This window comes from Desulfatibacillum aliphaticivorans DSM 15576, assembly GCF_000429905.1.
GTDB classification, from domain to species: Bacteria; Desulfobacterota; Desulfobacteria; order Desulfobacterales; family Desulfatibacillaceae; genus Desulfatibacillum; species Desulfatibacillum aliphaticivorans.
In genome coordinates, this window is sequence record NZ_AUCT01000026.1 from 36572 (window position 1) to 56013 (window position 19442).

16 protein-coding genes are annotated in these 19442 nt (G+C 53.0%); 11 read left to right on the forward strand and 5 right to left on the reverse strand.

What is annotated here, in order from left to right; genetic code table 11:
• Positions 1-143 precede the first annotated feature (143 nt).
• Both G491_RS0120600 and G491_RS0120605 read left to right on the forward strand, forming a co-directional pair.
• Positions 144-1646 (forward strand): hypothetical protein, encoded by a 1503-nt coding sequence (locus G491_RS0120600; protein WP_157468441.1) that lies wholly within the window; start codon positions 144-146, stop codon positions 1644-1646.
• Positions 1646-3136 (forward strand): hypothetical protein, encoded by a 1491-nt coding sequence (locus G491_RS0120605; RefSeq protein WP_028315914.1) that lies wholly within the window; start codon positions 1646-1648, stop codon positions 3134-3136. The genes G491_RS0120600 and G491_RS0120605 overlap by 1 nt, the downstream gene beginning before the upstream one ends.
• Positions 3137-3284: 148 nt before the next feature.
• On the opposite strand, the gene G491_RS0120610 is transcribed toward G491_RS0120605, so the two are convergent.
• From G491_RS0120610 to thrS, 3 genes are all read right to left on the reverse strand, one after another.
• The gene (locus tag G491_RS0120610; protein WP_028315915.1) at positions 3285-3932 is read right to left on the reverse strand and encodes an NYN domain-containing protein; all 648 of its coding nucleotides are present in this window, start codon (positions 3930-3932) and stop codon (positions 3285-3287) included.
• Between the two features lie 542 nt (positions 3933-4474).
• On the reverse strand, positions 4475-6001 hold the full coding sequence (locus G491_RS0120615) for a glycosyltransferase family 39 protein (protein ID WP_028315916.1): 1527 nt from the start codon (positions 5999-6001) through the stop codon (positions 4475-4477).
• Between the two features lie 3 nt (positions 6002-6004).
• On the reverse strand, positions 6005-7915 hold the full coding sequence (gene thrS / locus G491_RS0120620) for a threonine--tRNA ligase (RefSeq protein ID WP_028315917.1): 1911 nt from the start codon (positions 7913-7915) through the stop codon (positions 6005-6007).
• Positions 7916-8218: 303 nt separating this feature from the next.
• Between thrS and G491_RS0120625 the strand changes: the two genes are divergently transcribed.
• Positions 8219-8506, forward strand: coding sequence for a hypothetical protein (locus tag G491_RS0120625; protein ID WP_015948944.1), 288 nt, complete (start codon positions 8219-8221; stop codon positions 8504-8506).
• Positions 8507-8614: 108 nt separating this feature from the next.
• Here the strand turns inward: G491_RS0120625 and G491_RS0120630 are convergent, their stop codons facing one another.
• The gene (locus G491_RS0120630; protein ID WP_136360684.1) at positions 8615-9676 is read right to left on the reverse strand and encodes a hypothetical protein; all 1062 of its coding nucleotides are present in this window, start codon (positions 9674-9676) and stop codon (positions 8615-8617) included.
• 289 nt (positions 9677-9965) lie between these two features.
• Entirely contained in the window at positions 9966-10280 is a 315-nt protein-coding gene (locus G491_RS0120635; RefSeq protein ID WP_028315918.1) for an FmdB family zinc ribbon protein, read from the reverse strand.
• A 220-nt stretch (positions 10281-10500) separates the two neighbouring features.
• On the opposite strand from G491_RS0120635, the gene G491_RS0120640 reads away from it, so the two are divergent.
• The 8 genes from G491_RS0120640 to G491_RS0120680 all read left to right on the forward strand — a co-directional run bounded on the left by G491_RS0120640 (position 10501) and on the right by G491_RS0120680 (position 19332).
• A complete protein-coding gene (locus G491_RS0120640) occupies positions 10501-12171 on the forward strand; it encodes a GAF domain-containing protein (protein WP_028315919.1) in 1671 nt (556 codons plus the stop codon).
• 9 nt (positions 12172-12180) lie between these two features.
• On the forward strand, positions 12181-13050 hold the full coding sequence (locus G491_RS0120645) for a DMT family transporter (RefSeq protein ID WP_028315920.1): 870 nt from the start codon (positions 12181-12183) through the stop codon (positions 13048-13050).
• Positions 13051-13202: 152 nt separating this feature from the next.
• On the forward strand, positions 13203-14687 hold the full coding sequence (locus G491_RS0120650; RefSeq protein WP_015948949.1) for an adenylate/guanylate cyclase domain-containing protein: 1485 nt from the start codon (positions 13203-13205) through the stop codon (positions 14685-14687).
• Positions 14688-14816: 129 nt separating this feature from the next.
• Positions 14817-15851, forward strand: a complete 1035-nt coding sequence (locus tag G491_RS0120655; protein ID WP_028315921.1) for a hypothetical protein — start codon at positions 14817-14819, stop codon at positions 15849-15851.
• Positions 15851-16477, forward strand: coding sequence for a hypothetical protein (locus G491_RS0120660; RefSeq protein WP_028315922.1), 627 nt, complete (start codon positions 15851-15853; stop codon positions 16475-16477). The genes G491_RS0120655 and G491_RS0120660 overlap by 1 nt, the downstream gene beginning before the upstream one ends.
• 692 nt (positions 16478-17169) lie before the next feature.
• On the forward strand, positions 17170-18204 hold the full coding sequence (locus G491_RS0120670) for a TRAP transporter substrate-binding protein (protein ID WP_028315923.1): 1035 nt from the start codon (positions 17170-17172) through the stop codon (positions 18202-18204).
• 17 nt (positions 18205-18221) lie between these two features.
• On the forward strand, positions 18222-18701 hold the full coding sequence (locus G491_RS0120675) for a flavodoxin family protein (protein ID WP_028315924.1): 480 nt from the start codon (positions 18222-18224) through the stop codon (positions 18699-18701).
• A gap of 22 nt (positions 18702-18723) precedes the next feature.
• Positions 18724-19332, forward strand: a complete 609-nt coding sequence (locus tag G491_RS0120680; RefSeq protein WP_015948954.1) for a hypothetical protein — start codon at positions 18724-18726, stop codon at positions 19330-19332.
• The last annotated feature ends 110 nt before the right edge of the window (positions 19333-19442 follow it).

Consider the following 19442-nt stretch of genomic DNA (forward strand, 5'->3'; position numbering starts at 1 on the left):
TAATTAAGTTGGGGCAAGGCATTTTTTATTCGCTTTTATTCACTACCACAATCAAGAAACAAAATTCAAACTCCAGCAGCGCGCCCGTCCAAAATGAAATTGGCGCTTGTTAACCATTATAAATTCCATTAGAATTCCATCCCATGGAGACTAACGCCGCCGCTATGCCGCGTCCGGCCGCCTTGGGGTTGTCCATCCTTTCCGCGGTATTGGTCCTGATAGCGCTTACAGACGCCTTTGCAGAACCGGATTTATGGGGATATCTTAATTTCGGACGCATGTTTTTCAACGAGTCCGGATTTCCCTGCAGGGACCTCCTCGCTTATACGCCGACCCATCCGGATTGGGTGTTTCATGAATGGCTTGCCGGCGTGGTTTTATACCGCCTTTTGGAGGCAACCGGGCCGGCTGGGATTCAGGTTTTGAAATATACTTTGGGCTGCCTGACGGCGCTCCTGCTGTTTTTGGCGTCCAGGCGGCGGGGCGCAACCGTTTTGCATTCCCTGTCCTTTTTTTTAATGGGCGGCGCTTTTTTTTCCTGGGCTTTTCCGGCCTTCAGGGCCTTATGTTTTACGTATTTTTTTTTCGCCCTCTTAATTTTTGTTTTGGAGACCGCCCGCCTCAATGAAAACTTCCGCCGGTTGTGGATTTTGCCGCTAATCATGGCGTTTTGGGCCAACCTGCATGGAGGGTTTCCTGCGGGGCTTGGGCTGATAGTTCTGTACGCCGCCGGCCGTTTTTGGGAGGGCCGGCGTTATTCGCCTTATCTGAAGGTTTTGGCTGTCTGCGCTTTAGCCACGCTAATCAATCCGTACGGCCTGGGCTTGTGGACGGCGATTGCAGGACATTTGGCCGAGCCCCAGGCCGGCGTCAGGGAATGGGTTTCCGTACCCGGTGCATGGGTTCATTTCGGGCGGTCTTACGACCTGCTGATTTTTTTGGCCTGTGTCGGCTTTACCGTCGGAATGCTTGTTCTCTCCCGTTTTAAGGACAAGGTGTTTACACTGATTTGTCTGACAACGGCCTTTCTGGGAATGGTCCATCACAGGCACATGCCGTTCTTGGTTTTGGCTGCAGGCGCCTACGGTCCGTTTCTGCTTCAGGAGGTCTGCTGCGGCGAAAAGCGAAAAACAAAGGCCAGGGCTTGCGCGATGCTTTTTGTCCTTCTATTCGCCTTGGCCATGGCGGCCTGCAACATAAAGTACTTCGTCCTGAAAACTCCCATTGTTATAAAAGGCGGAAATCCCCTGGCGCTCAACACTCCGTGGGAACCCTACGCTCCTGGAACGGACGCCTTGTTTTACCCGGTCCATGCCGTGGATTATTTGGAGACGGCCGGGTTTTCGGGGAATATTCTGCCCTACGCCACCTGGGGCGGTTATATCAGTTGGCGGCTTTACCCAAGATGCAAGGTGGCCATGGACCTGCGGTTCGAAACCGTTTACCCCAAAAAGGTGCGCGACGAATACTTCCGGTTTTTGCAGGCCGGCGCGGGCTGGCGCGATTTCCTGGTTCGCTATCCCCATGACATTGTGTTGATATACAGGGGCGGCGCCCTCCACAAAGCCATGTCCAAGGAACCGGGCTGGCGGGAAATTTATAAGGACGCAAACACCGTGATTTTTTCCAGGAAGGGTGGACGATAGTGCTCAGGTTAATTGAATCAAAAGCAACTGTTTGGGCCGTTTTCATTCTGGTCGCGTTCTCCTATGCCATGGGTTTGATCGTCTCTCTGGCAGATCCGGATTTATGGGGTTACATGGCCTTTGGCTACACCTTCTGGACGGAACCCGGCTTTCCGTATACGGACCCTTTTTCCTATATGCCCGTCAATCCTGTATGGATTTACCATGAGTGGCTTACCGGCGTAATTTTTTTCCCTTTGTACGCAGGCATCGGGGAAGAAGCCCTGCAGGCATTAAGATACATATTCGCCTTTTTAACGCTTTTTCTGGCCTACGCCGCGGCGAAAAAGCGAGGCGCACAAACATCTTTGGCTTTGATGGGTCTGTTTTTTCCCGCATTCGCTATTTGCACGGGATACGGACCGGTGCGAGCCCAGGGGTTCACCTATTTCTTTTTCGCGCTTACTCTCTATTTGCTGGAGACTTGCCGGCTGAGCCAGCGGTTCAAGCCTCTTTGGCTTTTCCCTCCTGTAATCCTGCTTTGGTGCAATCTCCACGGAGGCTTTGTCGCAGGACTGGCCGTAATCGGCCTTTATGCAGCGGGAGAGTTTTTGTCCCGAAAACCCTGGAAGCCCTATTTGTTCATTCTGGCGCCGTGCCTGGCCGCCACTTTGATCAATCCTTACGGTTGGGCCTACTGGCCTTATTTGATCAAGGCCATTCTAATGCCAAGGCCCGAGATTTATGAGTGGATGTCTATATGGAAAGCTATGTCCATGGGCTTCAAACACCTGTCCATCCCCTTGTTCATGGGGCTTTTTCCTTTAGCTTTGCTTTTCTGCCTGAAACCTTTGCAAAAAAACTGGTCCGCCGTGCTGGTTCTGGCCGCGGTCAGTTGGATGGCTTTTTCCCACATGAGGCATATCCCGTTCATGGGGATTGCCATGGCGGCGCTTTTACCTTCCGGGGCCGACTATTTCATAAAGACCAAATCCCGGGAAGCCTCCATTCTGTTAGGGGCAGCCTTGCTTTCCATGGCCTGCCTGGCCGTGTTGAACGCCAAGGTGGTCCGGGCGCATTTTCAGTATCCGCACGTGTTACGAAACCCGTTGTCCATACAAGCGCTGCCCGAAAGCCAGGTATTGCCCGGGCAGATGGCCTACCCGGTGGACGGCGTTGCTTTCCTCAGGGAAAAGGGCTTGCACGGCAATATTCTAACGGAATTCGACTGGGGGCAGTTTGTCATGTGGTCCTTGCCGGATTCCAAGGTGTCCATGGACGGGCGGTACGAAACCGTTTATCCGGACAAGGTCTGCCGGGAGTATTTCGCCTTTGCTTACGGAAGGCCGGGCGCCGGGGAATATTTGACCAAATATCCCCACGAAATGGCGCTGCTAAAAGACCGGTCCATCACCAGCGCGCAGCTTGCCGCCTCTCCTGACTGGCTTCTCGCGTACAAAGGCGACGGCTGCGTGATTTTTGTGCACAAAGGATTTTTGAAAAGAGGCTAACCATTTCAGGTGTTTAATGGAAAATCCCTAAGAAAATAAGTCTCTTCACAACACAAATCATTTTCAGAGAGTTACTTACAACTTGAGGATGTCCCCATAAATCCCAAGACTTTACAGAATAGTATCATACATAAACAATGGAATTAAGCTACCAATTCTTTGGCTTGACTACAATCTTTCCGTCAGAACATTGGTATGGGTCGGGAAACTGATGTTTTTGATAGGCAGAACTTTTTACCTTAAAAGAGTCTGGAGATAAGCTCTTTAAACTTTCGTTTTTTCTACCGTAGGGGAAAGCAAAAATAGTTTTCTTGTCAGGGTACAATACGTTTGAAGTTTTTACTGCTGGTGCAATATCCGTATCGCCACTTAATATCACTATCATGCCACATGAATTGTTTGCATACAATTCCATTAGCTTTACAGCTATGGCAACGTCCGTTTCTTTTTCTTCATGTGTATGCCACGCATGCTTGCAAGATGGACACCTTGCGTTTTTTCTTTTGAATTCGTGCATTTGGATAATAACACCAGTATCCTCAAAACACTTGATTAACGCCTTGTGTCGCTTCACTACGTCAGGGTCAAAAGGAATTCTGTGGCGTGCAAAAGCAGAAAAATAGTAGACATCACCGAGTGTCACCTTTTGGCCTGCCACTTTAGTATAGTGGGGGTGATAGCTAAAAAGCATTTCTTTTAAGTTCAACCACTTGGTTGAATTGCCAATCTTTTGCTGTGCTTCGCGTGTTGAGTGGTATAGATTGAAACCGTCAACTAGGAAGTTCACTTTTGTCATGCAGTACTCGGCTTGGTTAAATTTTTGCCATTGATGTCCCTAAATGTTCCCCTCCCCCCAAAAAAAAACCCGCCAGGTCGTAACCCAGCGGGGGGCCAGAAGGCTCCGGGGAGTCCCTCTGGGGATGATAATCTTATATGAATATTATACCCATTTTTTGTCGCATGTCAAGGAAAAATTCCATTTGAATTTCATTCGTAAGCATGGCGTGTCGTTCCGTCTTAGTAGACAGGTGTTCTGCGGGACGTCCCTGACCGTGTTCTGCGGGACATCCCTGACTAATTGACTAACTATGTATCTCATTGAAATCATGTTTTTTTATAGCTTTTGCCAGATTGACTTTCCAATTGAAGCCGTTTTTTTCAATGGGCGGGTCCGGATTAGGGCCTAGCATTCCATACTGGAAAGCCCTCCAGGGGAAACGCCGGACTCCTTTTGTAGAGAGCTGTCTAAAGCGTTAGAGGCGACCATTTGAAAAAAGACTAACTGCTTCATCTTTCAGGAATAGCCGCCAGCATCTTGGATGCAATCCCGAAAGGTGACTAACTGCTCTTTCGGATGTCCTTGCTGCCTTTGGGGGGCTCCCACCGGAGGCCGCCTTTGAAGCCGTAGGCCTTATAAAGATACACCGTGCGGACGAGCTCAGGCTCCGCCTTAAAGGGTTTTTTCCGGTAAAGTTCCAACGGCACGGGAGCGCTTACGGACTCAAACACCTTGCGCAGCTTTTTCACTTCATTATCGTGGCGGGAAACCCCAATGGCGTCCATGCCCATCAGGTCTTCATCCTTCCACCAATAATCGTAGACATTGGGCCGCTTCCATTTGTTGATGGAAACCGTTTCGGGCCGGCCGGGGACGTAAAAAGCCAGTTCGCTGGCTTCCTGGTAGCGGAAGCCAAAGAGAAAGGTGTTGTCCGGGTCGGGCATTTCAGCCTGCATGGCCGCCGCCTTTTCTCCGATTTCGTCCCAGCCGCCCAGTTCCGTCGCAGGGCGGTCCAAGTCCGGAGAAAGGGGAAGAATGGGAAAGACAACCTGCACCAAAACCAGGATGGTGAAAGCGTAGGAAATGCCCAGAGTCCATTTCCACAGCCTGGGCTTGGCGTTGGAGAAAAAGGCCGCAGCCAGCACGCAGGCGCCCAGGTAGGCGGCCCCGGGCCAATTGCCGTAAATCCGGGTATGGAAGGAAAGCAGGGTGAATCCGGCGAACATGGGGAAGGAGGTCCAGAATAGCAGGGGAATGATCCACTTGCGCCGGTTGTAATCCCTTTTGATAACGCGGATCCAGGCCCACAAAGCCAGGATGAAAACCAGGGGCGACAAGAGCGCGGCCTGGCTGCCCATGAGGTCCCCGAAATACTTAAAATGGAGGGTGAAAGACTCGCCGGCGCCTCCGATATACGCCACGTGCCTGGCGGAGTTCCAGCCATGGGCTGCGTTCCAATACAGGACCGGAGCAAACATCAGTAAACCGAAGACAACGCCTGCATAAGGCTTGATGGATGCCAGCCGGCCCCTGTGCTCTTTGGAAAAGATCATGTAGATCAGCAGGCCGGGCCCGAAAATAACCATGGTGAATTTGGACAGCAGCCCGAATCCGAACCAAAAGCCCGTGCTCAGCCACTGCTTCCATTCATGATCTTCGCAGGCCCTGGCGCCGTGCCATGTGGCCCCGGCCCATGCCATGGCCTGTAGCCCGTCGCAGGTGGCTAAAAGGCCGCCTACGTTGAATTCCAATACTCCTTGCGTCAACAAGGCCGCGGCCACGGCCACGCGGCCGGAAAAATACCGTCCCGCCAGGAGAACCAGATACGCGCTGGCGACGCCCATGGAAAGCACGGAAGGCAGGCGTACGGCGAACTCATTAACGCCGAAGATTTCCGTGCTCAGCCTGATGGCCCAGCCAAGCAGGGGGGCCTGATCGTGGTATCCCCACGCCAGATGCCGCCCCCACTGCCAGTAATTCGTTTCGTCCGGGGATAATAGAAAGGCCGCGGAATACACGAGGCGAAAGATCGTCCACCCCAGTATCCAGGCCAAGGCCAGCCTTGTATACTTTGAATTGTCTTCCAAAAATCAGAACTCCACCAGGTCCGGGTTTCGGGTTTCTATGTGCGGGAGGACCTTGTCCAGGAAGTCGTCGATGGTCACCCCGTATTTTACCTTGCCGTCCAAAGTGCGGACCGCAAGGGTTTGGGCTGCTTCCTCTTTGCCGCCTACGGTCAGCATCAGCGGAATTTTAGACAACTGGGCGTCGCGCACCTTTTTGTTGATGCTTTCGGCCCGCAGGTCGATCTCCATGCGCAATCCCGCCTCCTCCAGCCTGGCTTTCACCTCTTTGGCGTATCCGGCCACGTCGTCGTTCATGGCCAAAACCACCGCCTGGCACGGAGACAGCCACAAGGGGAACTTGCCCGCGTAATGCTCGATCAGGATGCCCAGGAACCGTTCGATGGAGCCATAGATGACCCTATGGATCATAACCGGCCTGTGGCGCTGGTTGTCCGCGCCCACGTAGGTGAGGTCAAAACGTTCGGGCAGGTTCATGTCCAACTGGATGGTTCCGCACTGCCAGGTCCGGCCCAGGGCGTCCTTGATGTGGATGTCGATCTTTGGTCCGTAGAAGGCGCCGTCGCCCTCGTTGATTTTATAATCCCTGCCGGATTTGTCCAGGGCGGCCCGAAGCCCCTCCGTGGCTTTTTCCCATTGCTCGTCCGTACCGATGGATTTCTCCGGCCGGGTGGAAAGCTCCAGATGAAAGCCCAGGCCGAAGGTGCTGTACATCCTTTCCACAAGCTGCAAAACGCCCAGGATTTCGTCTTCGATCATTTCTTCGGTCATGAAGATGTGGGCGTCGTCCTGGTGAAAGGCCCTGACCCGGAACAGGCCGGATAGCACGCCCGACAGCTCGTGGCGGTGCACCAGGCCGATTTCCCCGGCCCTTATGGGCAGGTCATTGTAGGAATGGTGTTTGGTCTTGTACAAGAGCATGCCGCCGGGGCAATTCATGGGCTTGATGGCGTAGTCGAAATCTTCGATCAGGGAGGTGTACATGTTCTCCCGGTAATTTTCCCAATGACCGCTGCGCTCCCAGAGGCTTTTGTTGAGCATGATGGGGGTTTTGGTCTCTACGTACCCGGCCTTTTTATGCTCTTCGCGCCAATAGGCCAAAAGCGCGTTCCAAAGCTCCATCCCGCGGGCGTGGAAAAAGGGCATGCCCGCCGCTTCTTCATGAAAGCTGAACAGGTCCAGGGCGGTTCCCAGTTTTCTATGATCCCGCTTTTTGGCCTCTTCCAGCAGATGGAGGTAGCTTTTCAGCTCTTTTTTGTCGAAAAAGGCGGTTCCGTACAGCCGCTGCAGCATGGGCCGCTCTGAATCCCCTCTCCAATAGGCGCCGGACACCTTCATGAGTTTGAGGGTCTTGACCAGCCCGGTGTTGGGAACGTGAGGGCCGCGGCACAGGTCGGTAAAGCCTCCCTGCTCATAAATGGATATGGTTCCGTCTTCCAGTTCGCTGATCAGCTCTGTTTTAAAGGCGTTGTCCTTGTATAAGTCCAGGGCCTCGGCTTTGCTCAGGGTTTTCCGTACAAAGGGTTTTTTCGCTTTTATGATCTTGTTGATTTCCTGCTCTATCTTGGGAAAGTCGTCTTCCGAGATAGGCGGCATATCAATGTCATAATAAAAACCGTCCTCAATCACCGGCCCAATGGTCAGCTTGGCGTCGGGATACAGGTTAAGGATCGCTTCCGCCATCACGTGAGCGGCGCTGTGACGCATGATGTCCAGACCCTGCTCGTCTTTGGTAGTGATGAAAACAACCGAGGCGTCAGTTTCTATAGGCGTGGACAGGTCCGTCAACTTGCCGTCCACCTCCACGGCGACGCAGTTTCTGGCAAAACCTTCCGAGATGCCCTTGGCCACGTCTTCTCCGGAGACGGGGCCGTCAGACTCCACAATTTTTCCATCAGGCAGGGTAATGTTGATCATTTTACGCTCCACATATATTGAAATTTTTTCACGATAACCGCATTTTCTGAAACTAAGCAATATACGCGCCGTGGTCAAGGCTATTGTTAAAGGGCGGGCATAATTCCCGCAAAAAGAACTTTGGCGCTTAATAACAAGGACTTAATGGCCGATATAGTACATTAAGGCCCCGTTCCGGGAAGGGGCGCCGCCGGTTATTGCAAGTTGACCTCAATCCCATTCCACTCTATAGTGCCTGAAAAAGAGCCGTGGAAAAGGGTTTGGCTCGGAGTCCGTTAGAATTTGAAGTTTGGAGGCGTAAGGATGGATTTGGCTCAACTGGAAGCTATTTACTCTACGCAACTGTCTATCCCCATGTACCAGATCGGCCTGCTGCTGCTGATCAGCACCCTGGCTTTGCTGTTTGGGCGGATCAAAGTTGCACTCATCAACAACTATCTGTTCGCCCTGTACTGGGGCTACATCCTCAACCGGGCGGTCCTGGTGGGCGACAACCTTGAAAACGTCAGCTATTTCACCGCCCTTTATTTCGGCTTTGGCATTATCATCGCCATTTTCGCCGTCGTAGGTTTCATGACCCACAGCGACTAAACCAATCCGGCCAAAAAGAAAACCCCCAACGCAATACATGCTTGCTTTGGGGGCTTGGAAATCAAAAAAACCCGTCATTGCCGGCGGCCGGCGCGATTTTCTTCGCCGCTACCGCTTCGCCTTGGAATCCTTGGGGGGGAAGAAGTACGGCTCTTCCCAGCCGAATTCGTTTATTCTAAACCACTGGTCCTGGTCCACATAGTGAACATAGGTGTTGGATATGGCGTTATCCCCTGCAATGGCGTCAGCTCCGGAGGCGTCTTCATAGGCTTCGGACTCACCCGCCTTTTTGGAAATCGGCGCCCTCTCATGCCAGAAAGGCATGAGAACATGATCTATATTGCCGGCGTTAAGATAGGAATAGATGGTCTGCGCAAACGACACGTTGGCGGTGACTTCCCGAACCCCCTGAAACAGATCCACCTTATCAATATCGTATAGTTCTCCATCCACAAACCAAGCTACTTGAACGTAGGCGTCGTAAATGGAATCATCGCCCTTGTTGGTATAGTCCAGCTCTATGGCGTACATGGGAAAATAGTCGGGAACCCGGTCGAGTATTACCAGATAATCATAATATTCCTGCCCATAAAATTCCAGGGCGGTCAGTTCGAAAGTATTTTCAGTATTGAACTTGATTTCATTTTCAGGATTTTTTACTTCCTCGCCAATCTCGCTGACCAGGCATCTGGGTGCAATCTCATAGCGGTCCAGATCCTCCAAGGCTCCGCCGAAACCTATCATAAAATACCCCGTCTCGCCGGTGGCGAGGCAATATTGGCTATACCCGCTGCTCGCGAGCACCAAAGGCCTCTGGGAATAGATTCTGGCCCCATTTACAAAAATCATGGCGCCGTTTGCGTCATAAAAACGCCCCTTAACGGCGCAGTCATAGGCCACATCTTTGCCTGTGTATTGAACCTCTCCCATAACGATATTGGTTCCCGCGCTGTTTGTTGTTATCCGGGATGATTTGAGGATTAGATTGTTGGCCTCTCCGTCGCTCGCGGTATTGTCGTTAACGCTCCCGCCCGAAGAGGAGCCGCCGGAGGAGCCGCCGGAGGAGCCGGTTCCGGCCGAGCCGTCATAACTGGGAATAACTCCGTCGTCGTTGCCCTTACCTTCTGTTCCGCAACCTGCTGAAAAGATTAAACAAAAAAAAGCAGCCATGATTAAGCACAGGCCGCTTGCCTTTCTTCGGGAACCAAATAATATGGGCAGCATTTGACGAAAATCCTTTCTGGCATGGAAGCAAGCAGCAGCATAGGCTCGACATTGTCGAACTCAAGAAGCCTTGGCGCGCTTCAGGCGTAAACCCCTCGGGCGAACTTTTACGTCCGCCTCTTTACTGCCTAAACCGCTGCTCAGTATTATTCAGGATATGAACGGGAAGTAGTATTTTGTCAAGTATTTTCAGCATAAAGGAGGTAAAATGACAGGCGTGGGTATGTAAGGCGTGTTAGTCGCCGATGGTTTTTGAAAAATCCGGGATGGTTTCCGGTTTTCCAGCCTCCATATACTTGTTCTCTCCGGGTCTGGCTGTAACATTTTCGTAAACGCCGTTATCTCTTCTCACCAGCTTGGTAAAGCCCAGATCCTTCAGTTCGCTGTCCGTCTTGGGGGTGTTGATATTGCTTCTGGATATTATTTTTCTGACCGGCCCGCCGCAGTCCGGGCATCTGGTCAGCGGGTTTTCCCGCATGGACTGAACCACTTCAAACACAGCGCCGCGGCCGCAAGGTTCGCCAAGGTGTTCATATTCGTAAATCGCCATGATTATCCCCCTGAAAAAACACTGATAAAATTCATTTCGCCATATTAGGGCATATTAAATTTGACAGCGAGCCCATTTCTTGACACTAGTTCATTTTATCCCATATACTGGTCAGTATATACAATGATTTGTATTTTTTGTCCATGGGCCGCACAATTTGCCGCCAGACAAATATTAGGCTTACCTTCAAAAAACAACCCAAATTTTAAAGGACGGGACCATGGCGTCAACCATTAACTTCAAGCGTTTGGTGCAAACGGACGCTGTGCATGTCTTGGAAGATTTGGCCGAAGCCCTTCGGCTGCCTGTTTTAGTGGGGGATTCCGCCAAACGGACCTTGTGGGGCGATGAGAAGGCCAAGGCATCGGGGGGCGAATTTCCGGTATGGCTGGCCGGCCGCATCATAGGCTATGTTTTAGGCTCCCCGCAGGCGTACTGCATGGCATCGTTGCTCTCCCATCTTTCCCAGCAGGAGTTGGAAAAACGGGAAGCCATGGAGCAAGTGCTGGACAAGGAGTCCGAAATCAGCCTGATTCATGAGATCCATTCCAGGCTGGGCGCCAGCCTTGATGTGGCGGAAATCGCCATGGCCCTGGTGGACGAGGCTACCAGCACGGTGGAGTCCACGGGCGCTTCGGTAATGCTGCTGAATGAAGAAACCGGCAGGCTGGAAATTGCGGCGGCTTTTGGCAGAAAAATGAATGATCGCCCCGTGCTGAAGCCTGGCGTCGGCATAGTGGGGGACGTTTTGCTGACCGGGATTCCCGAGGTGGTGCCGGACGTGTCCAAAGACGCCCGGTACGTGCCCGGCTCTTATCCCATATGCTCGTTGATCTGCGTGCCCATTGCCGCGGCTGACAGGATTATCGGCGCCATTAACATCAGCAATCAGAGGCCGGCCAATTACGGCGAGCCGGAGGTAAAGCACGTGTTCGCCCTGGCGACCCACGCCGCGGCGGCCATAGACAAGGCCCGGCTGCATCAGACGGCTCTTAAGGAAACCTGTGCACCGCCGGCGCCCGAAGCGGCGCCTCCGGCCAAAGGCGCGGCGCGGCTTCTGTGCCGGATAGGGGGGAACGGCGATTCCGCCAAAGAGTGCTGTAAGGAGACGGCGTCGGTCTTGTTTTCCGGCATTCGGGCGTACTCCGGTCATTATGACTCCATGGGCGTTGAGGAAAATTTTTCTTTCATCAACGATTATGTAGACGCCATCGGCCTGCCCGTCCTGAGAAACAACGGCGTCATAGGCGATTTTCAGGGCGACGGCATAATGGCCTTGTTTCCGGACATGGAGGGCAAAGGACCGGAACAGGCGGTTAGAGCCGCCATTGAAATGCACCGCGATTTGCGGGATTTTTCGGAGCAGCGCAGAAAGGCCGCCAAGCTGCCGGTGGACATGGGAATCGGGATTCACACCGGGAGCGTTTCCGTCGGCCATATTGAACTCGGCGGAGAGCGGGAAAGCGTGGTTTTGGGGGAGGCCGCCGGCGTCGCCGCCAAGTTGGAGAGGCTTTCCAAAGTTTACGGCCTGCGCGTGGCGGTTTCCGGGGCCACGTGGAAGGCTCTTCCCAAAGGGAAGACCTACGGCTTGCGTGAGGCCGACATGGTCGCCATGCCGGGCAAGGACGCCGCCGTCACCTTGTATGAGGTGTTTGGGGCCGACCCCCGGGGCGTGCGGGAGAGCAAAGCAAAGCATTTGAGCGCCTATGAAGATGCTTTAGGCCTGTTCAGGACCCGGGAGTGGGAGAAGGCCGGAAGGATTTTCGCCAAGCTTCACGAATTTATGCCATTTGACAAGCTGAGTCTGATATACTGGAGGCGCTGTCAGGCGTTTATCAAATCTCCTCCAGGTAACGGCTGGGTCGGCGTATCCCGGCTCTCCGAGATGTAGGAAGAATAAATGTGGATCATACTTGCCCTGGCCTGCGGGTTCTGTCTGGCGACATCAGACATGCTTTGCAAAAAAGCGTTGGTCAAGGAAGACTCGCTGACCGTGGCCTGGGCTCGCCTGGCCTTTGCCAGTCCTTTTTTGGCGGTTTTTATCTTTTCCGGTGAGACCCCCAGCAACCCGCCCTTGTTTTTGGCGTGGCTGGCTGCTTTGGTCCCTCTGGAAATACTGTCTCTATTCTTGTACATGGGCGCTTTAAAAAGATCGCCTTTATCCCTGACCGTGCCTTTTTTGGCGCTGACGCCCGGATTCATCATTATTACCGGCTGGCTCATCCTGGGCGAAAAAGTGGATTCCGCCGGATTGGCGGGCGTGGGGTTGGTGACGGCGGGCGCCTATGTTTTGACGGCCACGGACAAGCAATCCGGAATTCTGGGGCCGGTAAAGAACTTTTTCAGCGAACCCGGGTGCCTGATGATGGCGGGAGTGGCGGCAATCTATTCCGTCACGGCGTCGGGAGGAAAAAAGCTCATCCTTTTGTCCTCCCCCCTTTATGTGGGGTGCGTGTATTTTTTCGCCGTGCTTTTGGCTTTGTCCGGTATCGTCGCCGTAAGGCCGGGAGGGTTGAAGCGGGTGCGCGGCGTGCTGGGAAGCAAGCTAATGTGGGCCCTGGGCGCCAGCCAGGCCGGCATGATCGCCACCCACGTCCTGGCCATATCCATGGCGCCGGCCGCCCACATGGTGTCGGTAAAAAGAAGCTCTTTGTTCTTTGGCGTGTTGTATGGAATTCTGGTATTCAAGGAAAAAGACGCCCGATACCGGGCGCCTGGCAGCTTGATCATGTTGGCCGGAGTGATGGTTTTGGGGTTTGCTGCGCCGTGAATCACTAAATTTAGTGTTTTTTTAGGCCTAGAGTTTGCAAGAACTCTTTTTTGTTGCTAATAGTCTCTCTTGGTGACACACTAAATCTCTTGGCTGGCGTGGACCGTTCGAAGTGCGGACCTGTTGATACTTTTATACAATGTGTTGTAATTATGGAAAAAGTTGACCCTACGATCAGGAATACCGAAAAACGGATCTGGCATCTGATCCTGATGTCGGTAGCGGTCATTCTCTACCTGACTCTCGGAATCCTGAGCCTAAAATTTTCAGGATATTGGCCAAGCTCTACTGAGGGCGACATTGCTCCGACTTTTATCAACTATGTCATCGCACTGTCCATCCTTATACTGTTGTTCTGCGCCTACGTCATTTATCAGCAACGAAACCTGCTCAGTTTTTCCCGAACCTTTTCCATTGAACGGAAAACCAGGGAGACGCTTTCCAGAAACGTGGAGGTGCTGCGGGCTCTGCTGGAAGTAAGCTCCGGCATTAACTCGCAAAAGGATCTGCCGGACATCCTGGACACCATCACCCAGGAAATGCTTACCTGCTTCCGGGCCGACCATTCCTCCATCATGCTTTTGGATCACCGCTCCAAAATCCTGGCCACCAAAGCCTCGTTCGGAACCGGGGCGGAATACGCCCAGGACGCTCTCATTCCGCTGGGAAAAAGCATTGCAGGATGGGTGGCGGCCAACTCCCAACCCTTGCTGCTGAACGGCCAGGTGGATATTTCCGCCTTTCCCGGCGCCACGCAAAAGGAACGGACCATCAGCTCCTCCCTGTGCGTGCCCCTGAAAATGGCGGAAAAAAACGTGGGCGTGCTCAATGTCAACCTGGTGGACAGGGATTGGACTTTTTCGGAAGACGACCTCAAGCTCTTGACTATCTTTGCCAATAACGCAGCGGTTGCAATTCATAACTCATTGCTGTTGCAGGAAAAAGAACGCAGGATCAGGCTCCAGACCATGCTCGGCCAGTTGCATTCCCCCCAAATTGTGGCCCAATTGGTCGATAAGATAGAAGATGGGCAGCGCCCTAACGTGATTCGCGAAAAGGTCAAGCTGACCATTTTATTTTCGGATATTCGGGGCTTCTCCGACATGCTTAACGTGGCCCAGGCCGAAGATATCATGGCGTTTTTGGATGAGTTCTATAACGTGATGAACAAGGCCGTGTTTGATAATGAAGGCAGTATCGACAAGTTCATCGGGGACGAGGTCATGGCCTTTTTCGGAGCGCCCATCGCCCTGGAAAACCCCACGGATAACGGCTTAAGAACGGCCCGCGAAATGGTTACGTATTTTCAGGAGCTGCGCTATAAGTTCGCCAAACGTTCTCCCGCCTTCGCTCGGCTGGGATTGGGCGTCGGCATGAACACCGGCGAGGTCTTTGTGGGAAACGTGGGTTCCAAAACCCGTTACGAGTATACGGTGATCGGCACGGCGGTGAATCTGGCCAGGCGGTTGTGCGCTTCGGCCAAGGGGGATCAAATCCTTACAACCCAGGAAACCCTCAAGCACATCAGCTACAGCGTCGGCGCAGCACATGTTGGGGATATGGCATTTAAGGGCATCAGGGACAAGGTCCACGTCCACGTTATCGACATGCGGCGAAGGAAAAAAGGCGCCGCATAGAAAATGCTGTATTTTAATAGCTGAATCTGGTAAATCAAATTACCCGGATCGCTCTGATATTGAATTTTATGAAGGACTAGGCTTGGCGGCTCTCCTGTGAGTTAGGACGACCAGGCCGTAGAGGCGCAGATGGATCTGAGAACTCGCATACAAAACCTTTTCAAGGAAGCAGAGATCTACCGCCAGCAAGGGCTTTACGGGGAAGCTAAGAAAAAATACCTGATTGTAGCGAACTTCCTAAAAAAGAACGACAATATTACCAACCGCGAACAGCTGCTGGACGCCATCACCAAAAAAATCTCCGCGATCGACAAAGACATCATGGAGTTGGACGATGTGGCGAGCCCTGAGGAAATGGCGTCTTCCAATGTTCAGGATCTGGTTAAAGGCTTTTTTTCCACTTCCACTTCCCAAAACAAGAACAAGGGGGCCGTCGCCTTTAAAGGCGCCGTGGCCCTGGCCCAGTTGAGGCAGTTCGAAAGAGCCCTGGTGGAGTTTGAACGCTTGGTGCCCAACGAATCCGTTCGCGTGCCGGCGGCGAAAAACGTTCTCAAGTGCTACATGGCCCTGGGAACTCCGGATAAGGGCATCTCCCAATACGATTCCTGGCTCCGGGACGACATGTTTACGGATGATCAAATAGAATCCGTCAGGGTCTTTTTTGAAGACCTCCTGAAAAACAAAGGCCTCTCCGTGAGCATGGAACGGAGGCGGCAAGATGCGGCCGCAACGCCTCCGGCCGCGCCTCGAAGCGCTTCGGCTCCGCCCGCCATGGACCAACCGGCCGCTGCGGCGCCCAGCGCAGAGGACACCTCCGCTCTCATGGAAGCCGCCGAAGCCGCCGCCGAAGAAGCCATGGACGACGATCCTATCGAAATCTGCTCCCTGGAGATCACCTACGACGCCGGGCCGGAAAAAGGCCAGACCGTGGAGATTGAAGTGGATCAGCAGATAGGAAACAAGCTCACCATGGTGATTCCGGGAAAAAACAAGGAATATGTGGACAACCTCGGCATCGGGCAAAGACTGGACGACCTTCAGTTCTTCTCCCACTTCATTATGTTTCGCGGGGCGGGGGTGGTCCTTTCCAAAAGCCAGATCAACTCCGGGGTCAACAAGGGCGACTACAGCTTGGTCCTGCGCATGGAAACCCAGACCAACTAATGCCTTTTATTCCATGGCTGAATAATGCGGAAAGCATCTACGACATCCCGGGCCTGAAATGGACTCGAGGAAAAATTCCGGCCCAGTTCGCACTGGGCCTCCTTTGCGGCGCCTGCCTCCTGTCCATGATCCTTTTCCTCTTCTCCAAGGAGCTTGACCCCCACGAATTCGTCCTGTTCTTTCTTCGTCCAAACGTCCCCATTATTATCTCCATGATCCTGGCCCTGGCCTCCGTCCTGGTTCTTTCCGGCCTCTTTTGCCTGGCCCTCAGCTTTTTCGCCTTTGGATTCTACTCCTGGACAGGGGCCGCCCTCCACATGCGAATCCCCTGGGCCGCCCACCGGTTTCGCGCCCTGTCGCTGGCCGTTTTTTACACATGGAGCTTTACCGCCGTTCTCAACACCGCCTTGTTCGTTTTGAACCGAACGGAATTGGGGAGCCATCTTTTTGTGGTTTTTTATACCGGCAAGGGCTTTGAATTCTTATACCAATTCCTCGCTGTTCCCGGCTTTTATCATGTGGTTTTGGGAATCGCCTATCCTACCGCCGAAGTCCTCGCACACCTGACTCAATCCCACTACCGGGCCGCCAAAATCGTTCGCCGCAGAAACCAATTGAAAACTTGACTATTGTAGAAAAATGTGGTTCTATCGATAAAATTCAACGGACGTCCAAAATTTGCTCGCTTCTCCCTGGCCCCTGCACGGTTTGATCCGGGTTTCAAGCTATCAAGCGCGCCAGGCTGACGGTCAATGGAAATCCGTTGTATAGGCAGGTGCTTGCAGTCGCCATCTTGTTCAACCTTTTAAAAAAGGGCCTTGGATGGAAGGGCCGCCGGCCAAGCGGCGGCTTCCATGGCCGCCCATTGGGGGATGGGCGCTATGGGCAGCATTATTTCGTGCTCGAAAGGCAGAATGTTTTTCGAGGTAATGCGGCCCTCGAAGTCTTAAGATGTTTTCAAAAGGACAAAGAGGGCTGCACGAAATAATGGCTGCTTTCGGCAGGAACAATTCGAAAATACACTATTTTCGCCTCACGGAAAGGCTTTCTGGAAATTGGCTCAACCGTTTTTTTGGGATCCAGGCCCCCTATGTTCTAGTCTCATCCTGTTCACCTGTTTTTTTCTGCGTGGGCCGTCCTGGAAAACCATCCTGCGGGTAAAGTGAAATTGGGCTTGAACTTATGGTCTACAAAATGGTAGATATAATCACATATATTCTAATAACTGCTGGAGTCTCGCCGACCCCTGTCTAATCTTGGCTGCAACGCCCAATCTCCGGAATATGGAAATTCCGGACCTAATCAAGAGGATGCTCAAATGCGCCGATCTTACTCCTTTTGCCTGGCCCTGGCCCTTGCGCTTGCAATATGCTTCCAATTCACCCCTTGCACCCATGCCGAAACCGACGACGCCGAACAGATTATCTGGAAAACCGGAACCCTGGCGCCTAAAAACGTCGGCTGGGCCATTTACGTGGATCAAATCCTGGTGCCCGAGATCAGAAAAGCCTCCGGCGACAAGGTCGTCTTAAAGACCTACTGGGGCGGCATCATGGGCGACGACGTGCACGTTTTGGAAAAGGTGGACAAGGGCATGCTCCAGGGCGCCGGTCTCAGCGGAGGCGGCACCTTCCTGGCATGCAGGGAGTTCTCCGTCCTTTCCCTGCCTTTTTTGTTCCAAAGCTATGATGAAGTGGACTACATCCGCGAGAAAATGATGGACGTCTTTGACGGCTATATGGAAAAAAGCAACTTCGCCCTGATTACATGGGCCGACCAGGATTTCGACCAGGTGTATTCCATTACCAAGCCCCTGGCCAAAGCCGAAGACTTCCGGGGCGTTCGGTGCATCAATTGGGCGGGATTCATGGAAAACCAGACCATGCTGGCCCTTTCGGCTATTCCCGTTCCCACCAATGTGCCGGACGTGGCGGTTGAGATCAAACGGGATCAGGCGGACGGAAATATAGGCCCCGCCATTTGGGTGGTGGGCGCCCAGCTTTACTCCAAATTCCGGTATGTCAACCCCATGAAGATCCGCTACTCTCCCGTCACCATCGTCATTTCCATGGACGCCTGGAACCAGGTGGACGGGGAGGCTCAGGCCAGCATCCGCGGCATTCGGGAGGACATTACAAAACGGTTTGTGGAAAAATCCAGGGCCGCCAACGAAAAGTGCATGGACGCCATGGTGCAATACGGCGTGGAACTGGTGCAATCAACTCCCGAAGAATTGAGTGAGTTGAAAAACCTGACCAGATCGGTCTGGAACGACCTGGCCGGCAAGGAATATCCCCAGCCTTTGCTTCAGGAGGTGCGCGGGCATTTGGAAGAGTTCCGCAAGGGAAAATAAGTCAGCAGGAGCGTTGCATGCAGGTTTTGGTTCTTTATTTTTCCAAAGGGGGAAATACCAGAGTTTTGGCCGAAGCGGTGGCCTCGGGTGTGAACGCGGTCCCCGGCGTGAGCGCTGTCTTGAAAAACACCGAACAAGTCGCCAAGGAGGATTTTACAACCTCCGCCGGAGTCATTGCAGGATCTCCCGTCTATTTTGGGGGGATGGCGGCGGAGCTTAAAAAGATTTTCGACGACTTTGTCAGTACGCGCAAGCAAATGGAAAACAAAGTCGGGGCGGCCTTCACCACCTCGGGAGACGCCTCCGGCGGCAAGGAAACCACCATGCTGTCCATCATCCAATGCATGTTCATCTACGGCATGATTGTCGTGGGCGATCCCATGAGCGCCACCGGGCATTACGGCGTGGCCTGCGTGGGCAAGCCGGACGAGGCCGTCCTGGAAAACGGAAAAAAACTGGGCCGCAGAGTGGCGGAATTATGCCTGAAGGTCGGATAACCTTTTTGTTTGGCGAATTAAGATGATCCCTGTTCTTTGCATTACCGCATTCATGATCGCCGGAGAGTCCACCGGGTTTATGGGCCTGCCCGTCAGAATCGCCTCCCTTGTCAGCCTAATGGTTATTTTTCTATATTTTTTGTCGATGGCCAAAAAAGACGACGCCTCCCCCGTCCTGAAGACCATGGTGATTTTCCTGGCCCTGGAAGCCGCCGGGGTCTGGCTGCTCCCTCAGGCGCCCAGGGTGGTCTTCGGAAAGCTGGCCATAGTCCAGTTGTACACTTTGCTTTTCGCCATGGCAGTCATCCCTTTGATTGGCGGAAAAGCGCCCTTTACCACGTTTTTCGCCCAAAAAGACGCTCCTGAAGAGGTCTGGGAGACCGATGTTTTCAAGCAAATCAACAAGGACATGACCAAGTTCTGGGCCTTTTTGTTCGTTGTTTGCGGACTCTTCGCCCTGACGCCCCTGATCTATCCTTTTTTGGACGTCCTGCCCTGGTCCCTGGTTTTCCGTTTAGGCCTTCCCGCGCTGCTCCTGGCCGGCCTGGGCCGCGCCTTCAACAAAAAATACCCTGATTATTACATGAAAAAGATCGGCCTGACCCCCCGGGAAACGCCTGCTTCTGAATAGCTTGCGCATCACTGCTTTTTGCAGCCAGCCTTATTCATGCACAAAAAAACGGCCCTGGCGAAATCCTCAAAAGATTCCCCAGGGCCGTTTGTACATTCCGAATCTGTTTT

Bases quoted from the DNA above. Each gene is read 5' to 3' on its own strand.
- thrS (WP_028315917.1), bottom strand. From the start codon at position 7,915: ATGATCAACATTACCCTGCCTGATGGAAAAATTGTGGAGTCTGACGGC.
- G491_RS0120660 (WP_028315922.1), top strand. From the start codon at position 15,851: ATGCCTTTTATTCCATGGCTGAATAATGCGGAAAGCATCTACGACATC.
- G491_RS0120645 (WP_028315920.1), top strand. From the start codon at position 12,181: ATGTGGATCATACTTGCCCTGGCCTGCGGGTTCTGTCTGGCGACATCA.
- G491_RS0120670 (WP_028315923.1), top strand. From the start codon at position 17,170: ATGCGCCGATCTTACTCCTTTTGCCTGGCCCTGGCCCTTGCGCTTGCA.
- G491_RS0120640 (WP_028315919.1), top strand. From the start codon at position 10,501: ATGGCGTCAACCATTAACTTCAAGCGTTTGGTGCAAACGGACGCTGTG.
- G491_RS0120675 (WP_028315924.1), top strand. From the start codon at position 18,222: ATGCAGGTTTTGGTTCTTTATTTTTCCAAAGGGGGAAATACCAGAGTT.
- G491_RS0120610 (WP_028315915.1), bottom strand. From the start codon at position 3,932: ATGACAAAAGTGAACTTCCTAGTTGACGGTTTCAATCTATACCACTCA.
- G491_RS0120625 (WP_015948944.1), top strand. From the start codon at position 8,219: ATGGATTTGGCTCAACTGGAAGCTATTTACTCTACGCAACTGTCTATC.
- G491_RS0120680 (WP_015948954.1), top strand. From the start codon at position 18,724: ATGATCCCTGTTCTTTGCATTACCGCATTCATGATCGCCGGAGAGTCC.
- G491_RS0120600 (WP_157468441.1), top strand. From the start codon at position 144: ATGGAGACTAACGCCGCCGCTATGCCGCGTCCGGCCGCCTTGGGGTTG.
- G491_RS0120655 (WP_028315921.1), top strand. From the start codon at position 14,817: ATGGATCTGAGAACTCGCATACAAAACCTTTTCAAGGAAGCAGAGATC.
- G491_RS0120630 (WP_136360684.1), bottom strand. From the start codon at position 9,676: ATGGCTGCTTTTTTTTGTTTAATCTTTTCAGCAGGTTGCGGAACAGAA.
- G491_RS0120635 (WP_028315918.1), bottom strand. From the start codon at position 10,280: ATGGCGATTTACGAATATGAACACCTTGGCGAACCTTGCGGCCGCGGC.
- G491_RS0120650 (WP_015948949.1), top strand. From the start codon at position 13,203: ATGGAAAAAGTTGACCCTACGATCAGGAATACCGAAAAACGGATCTGG.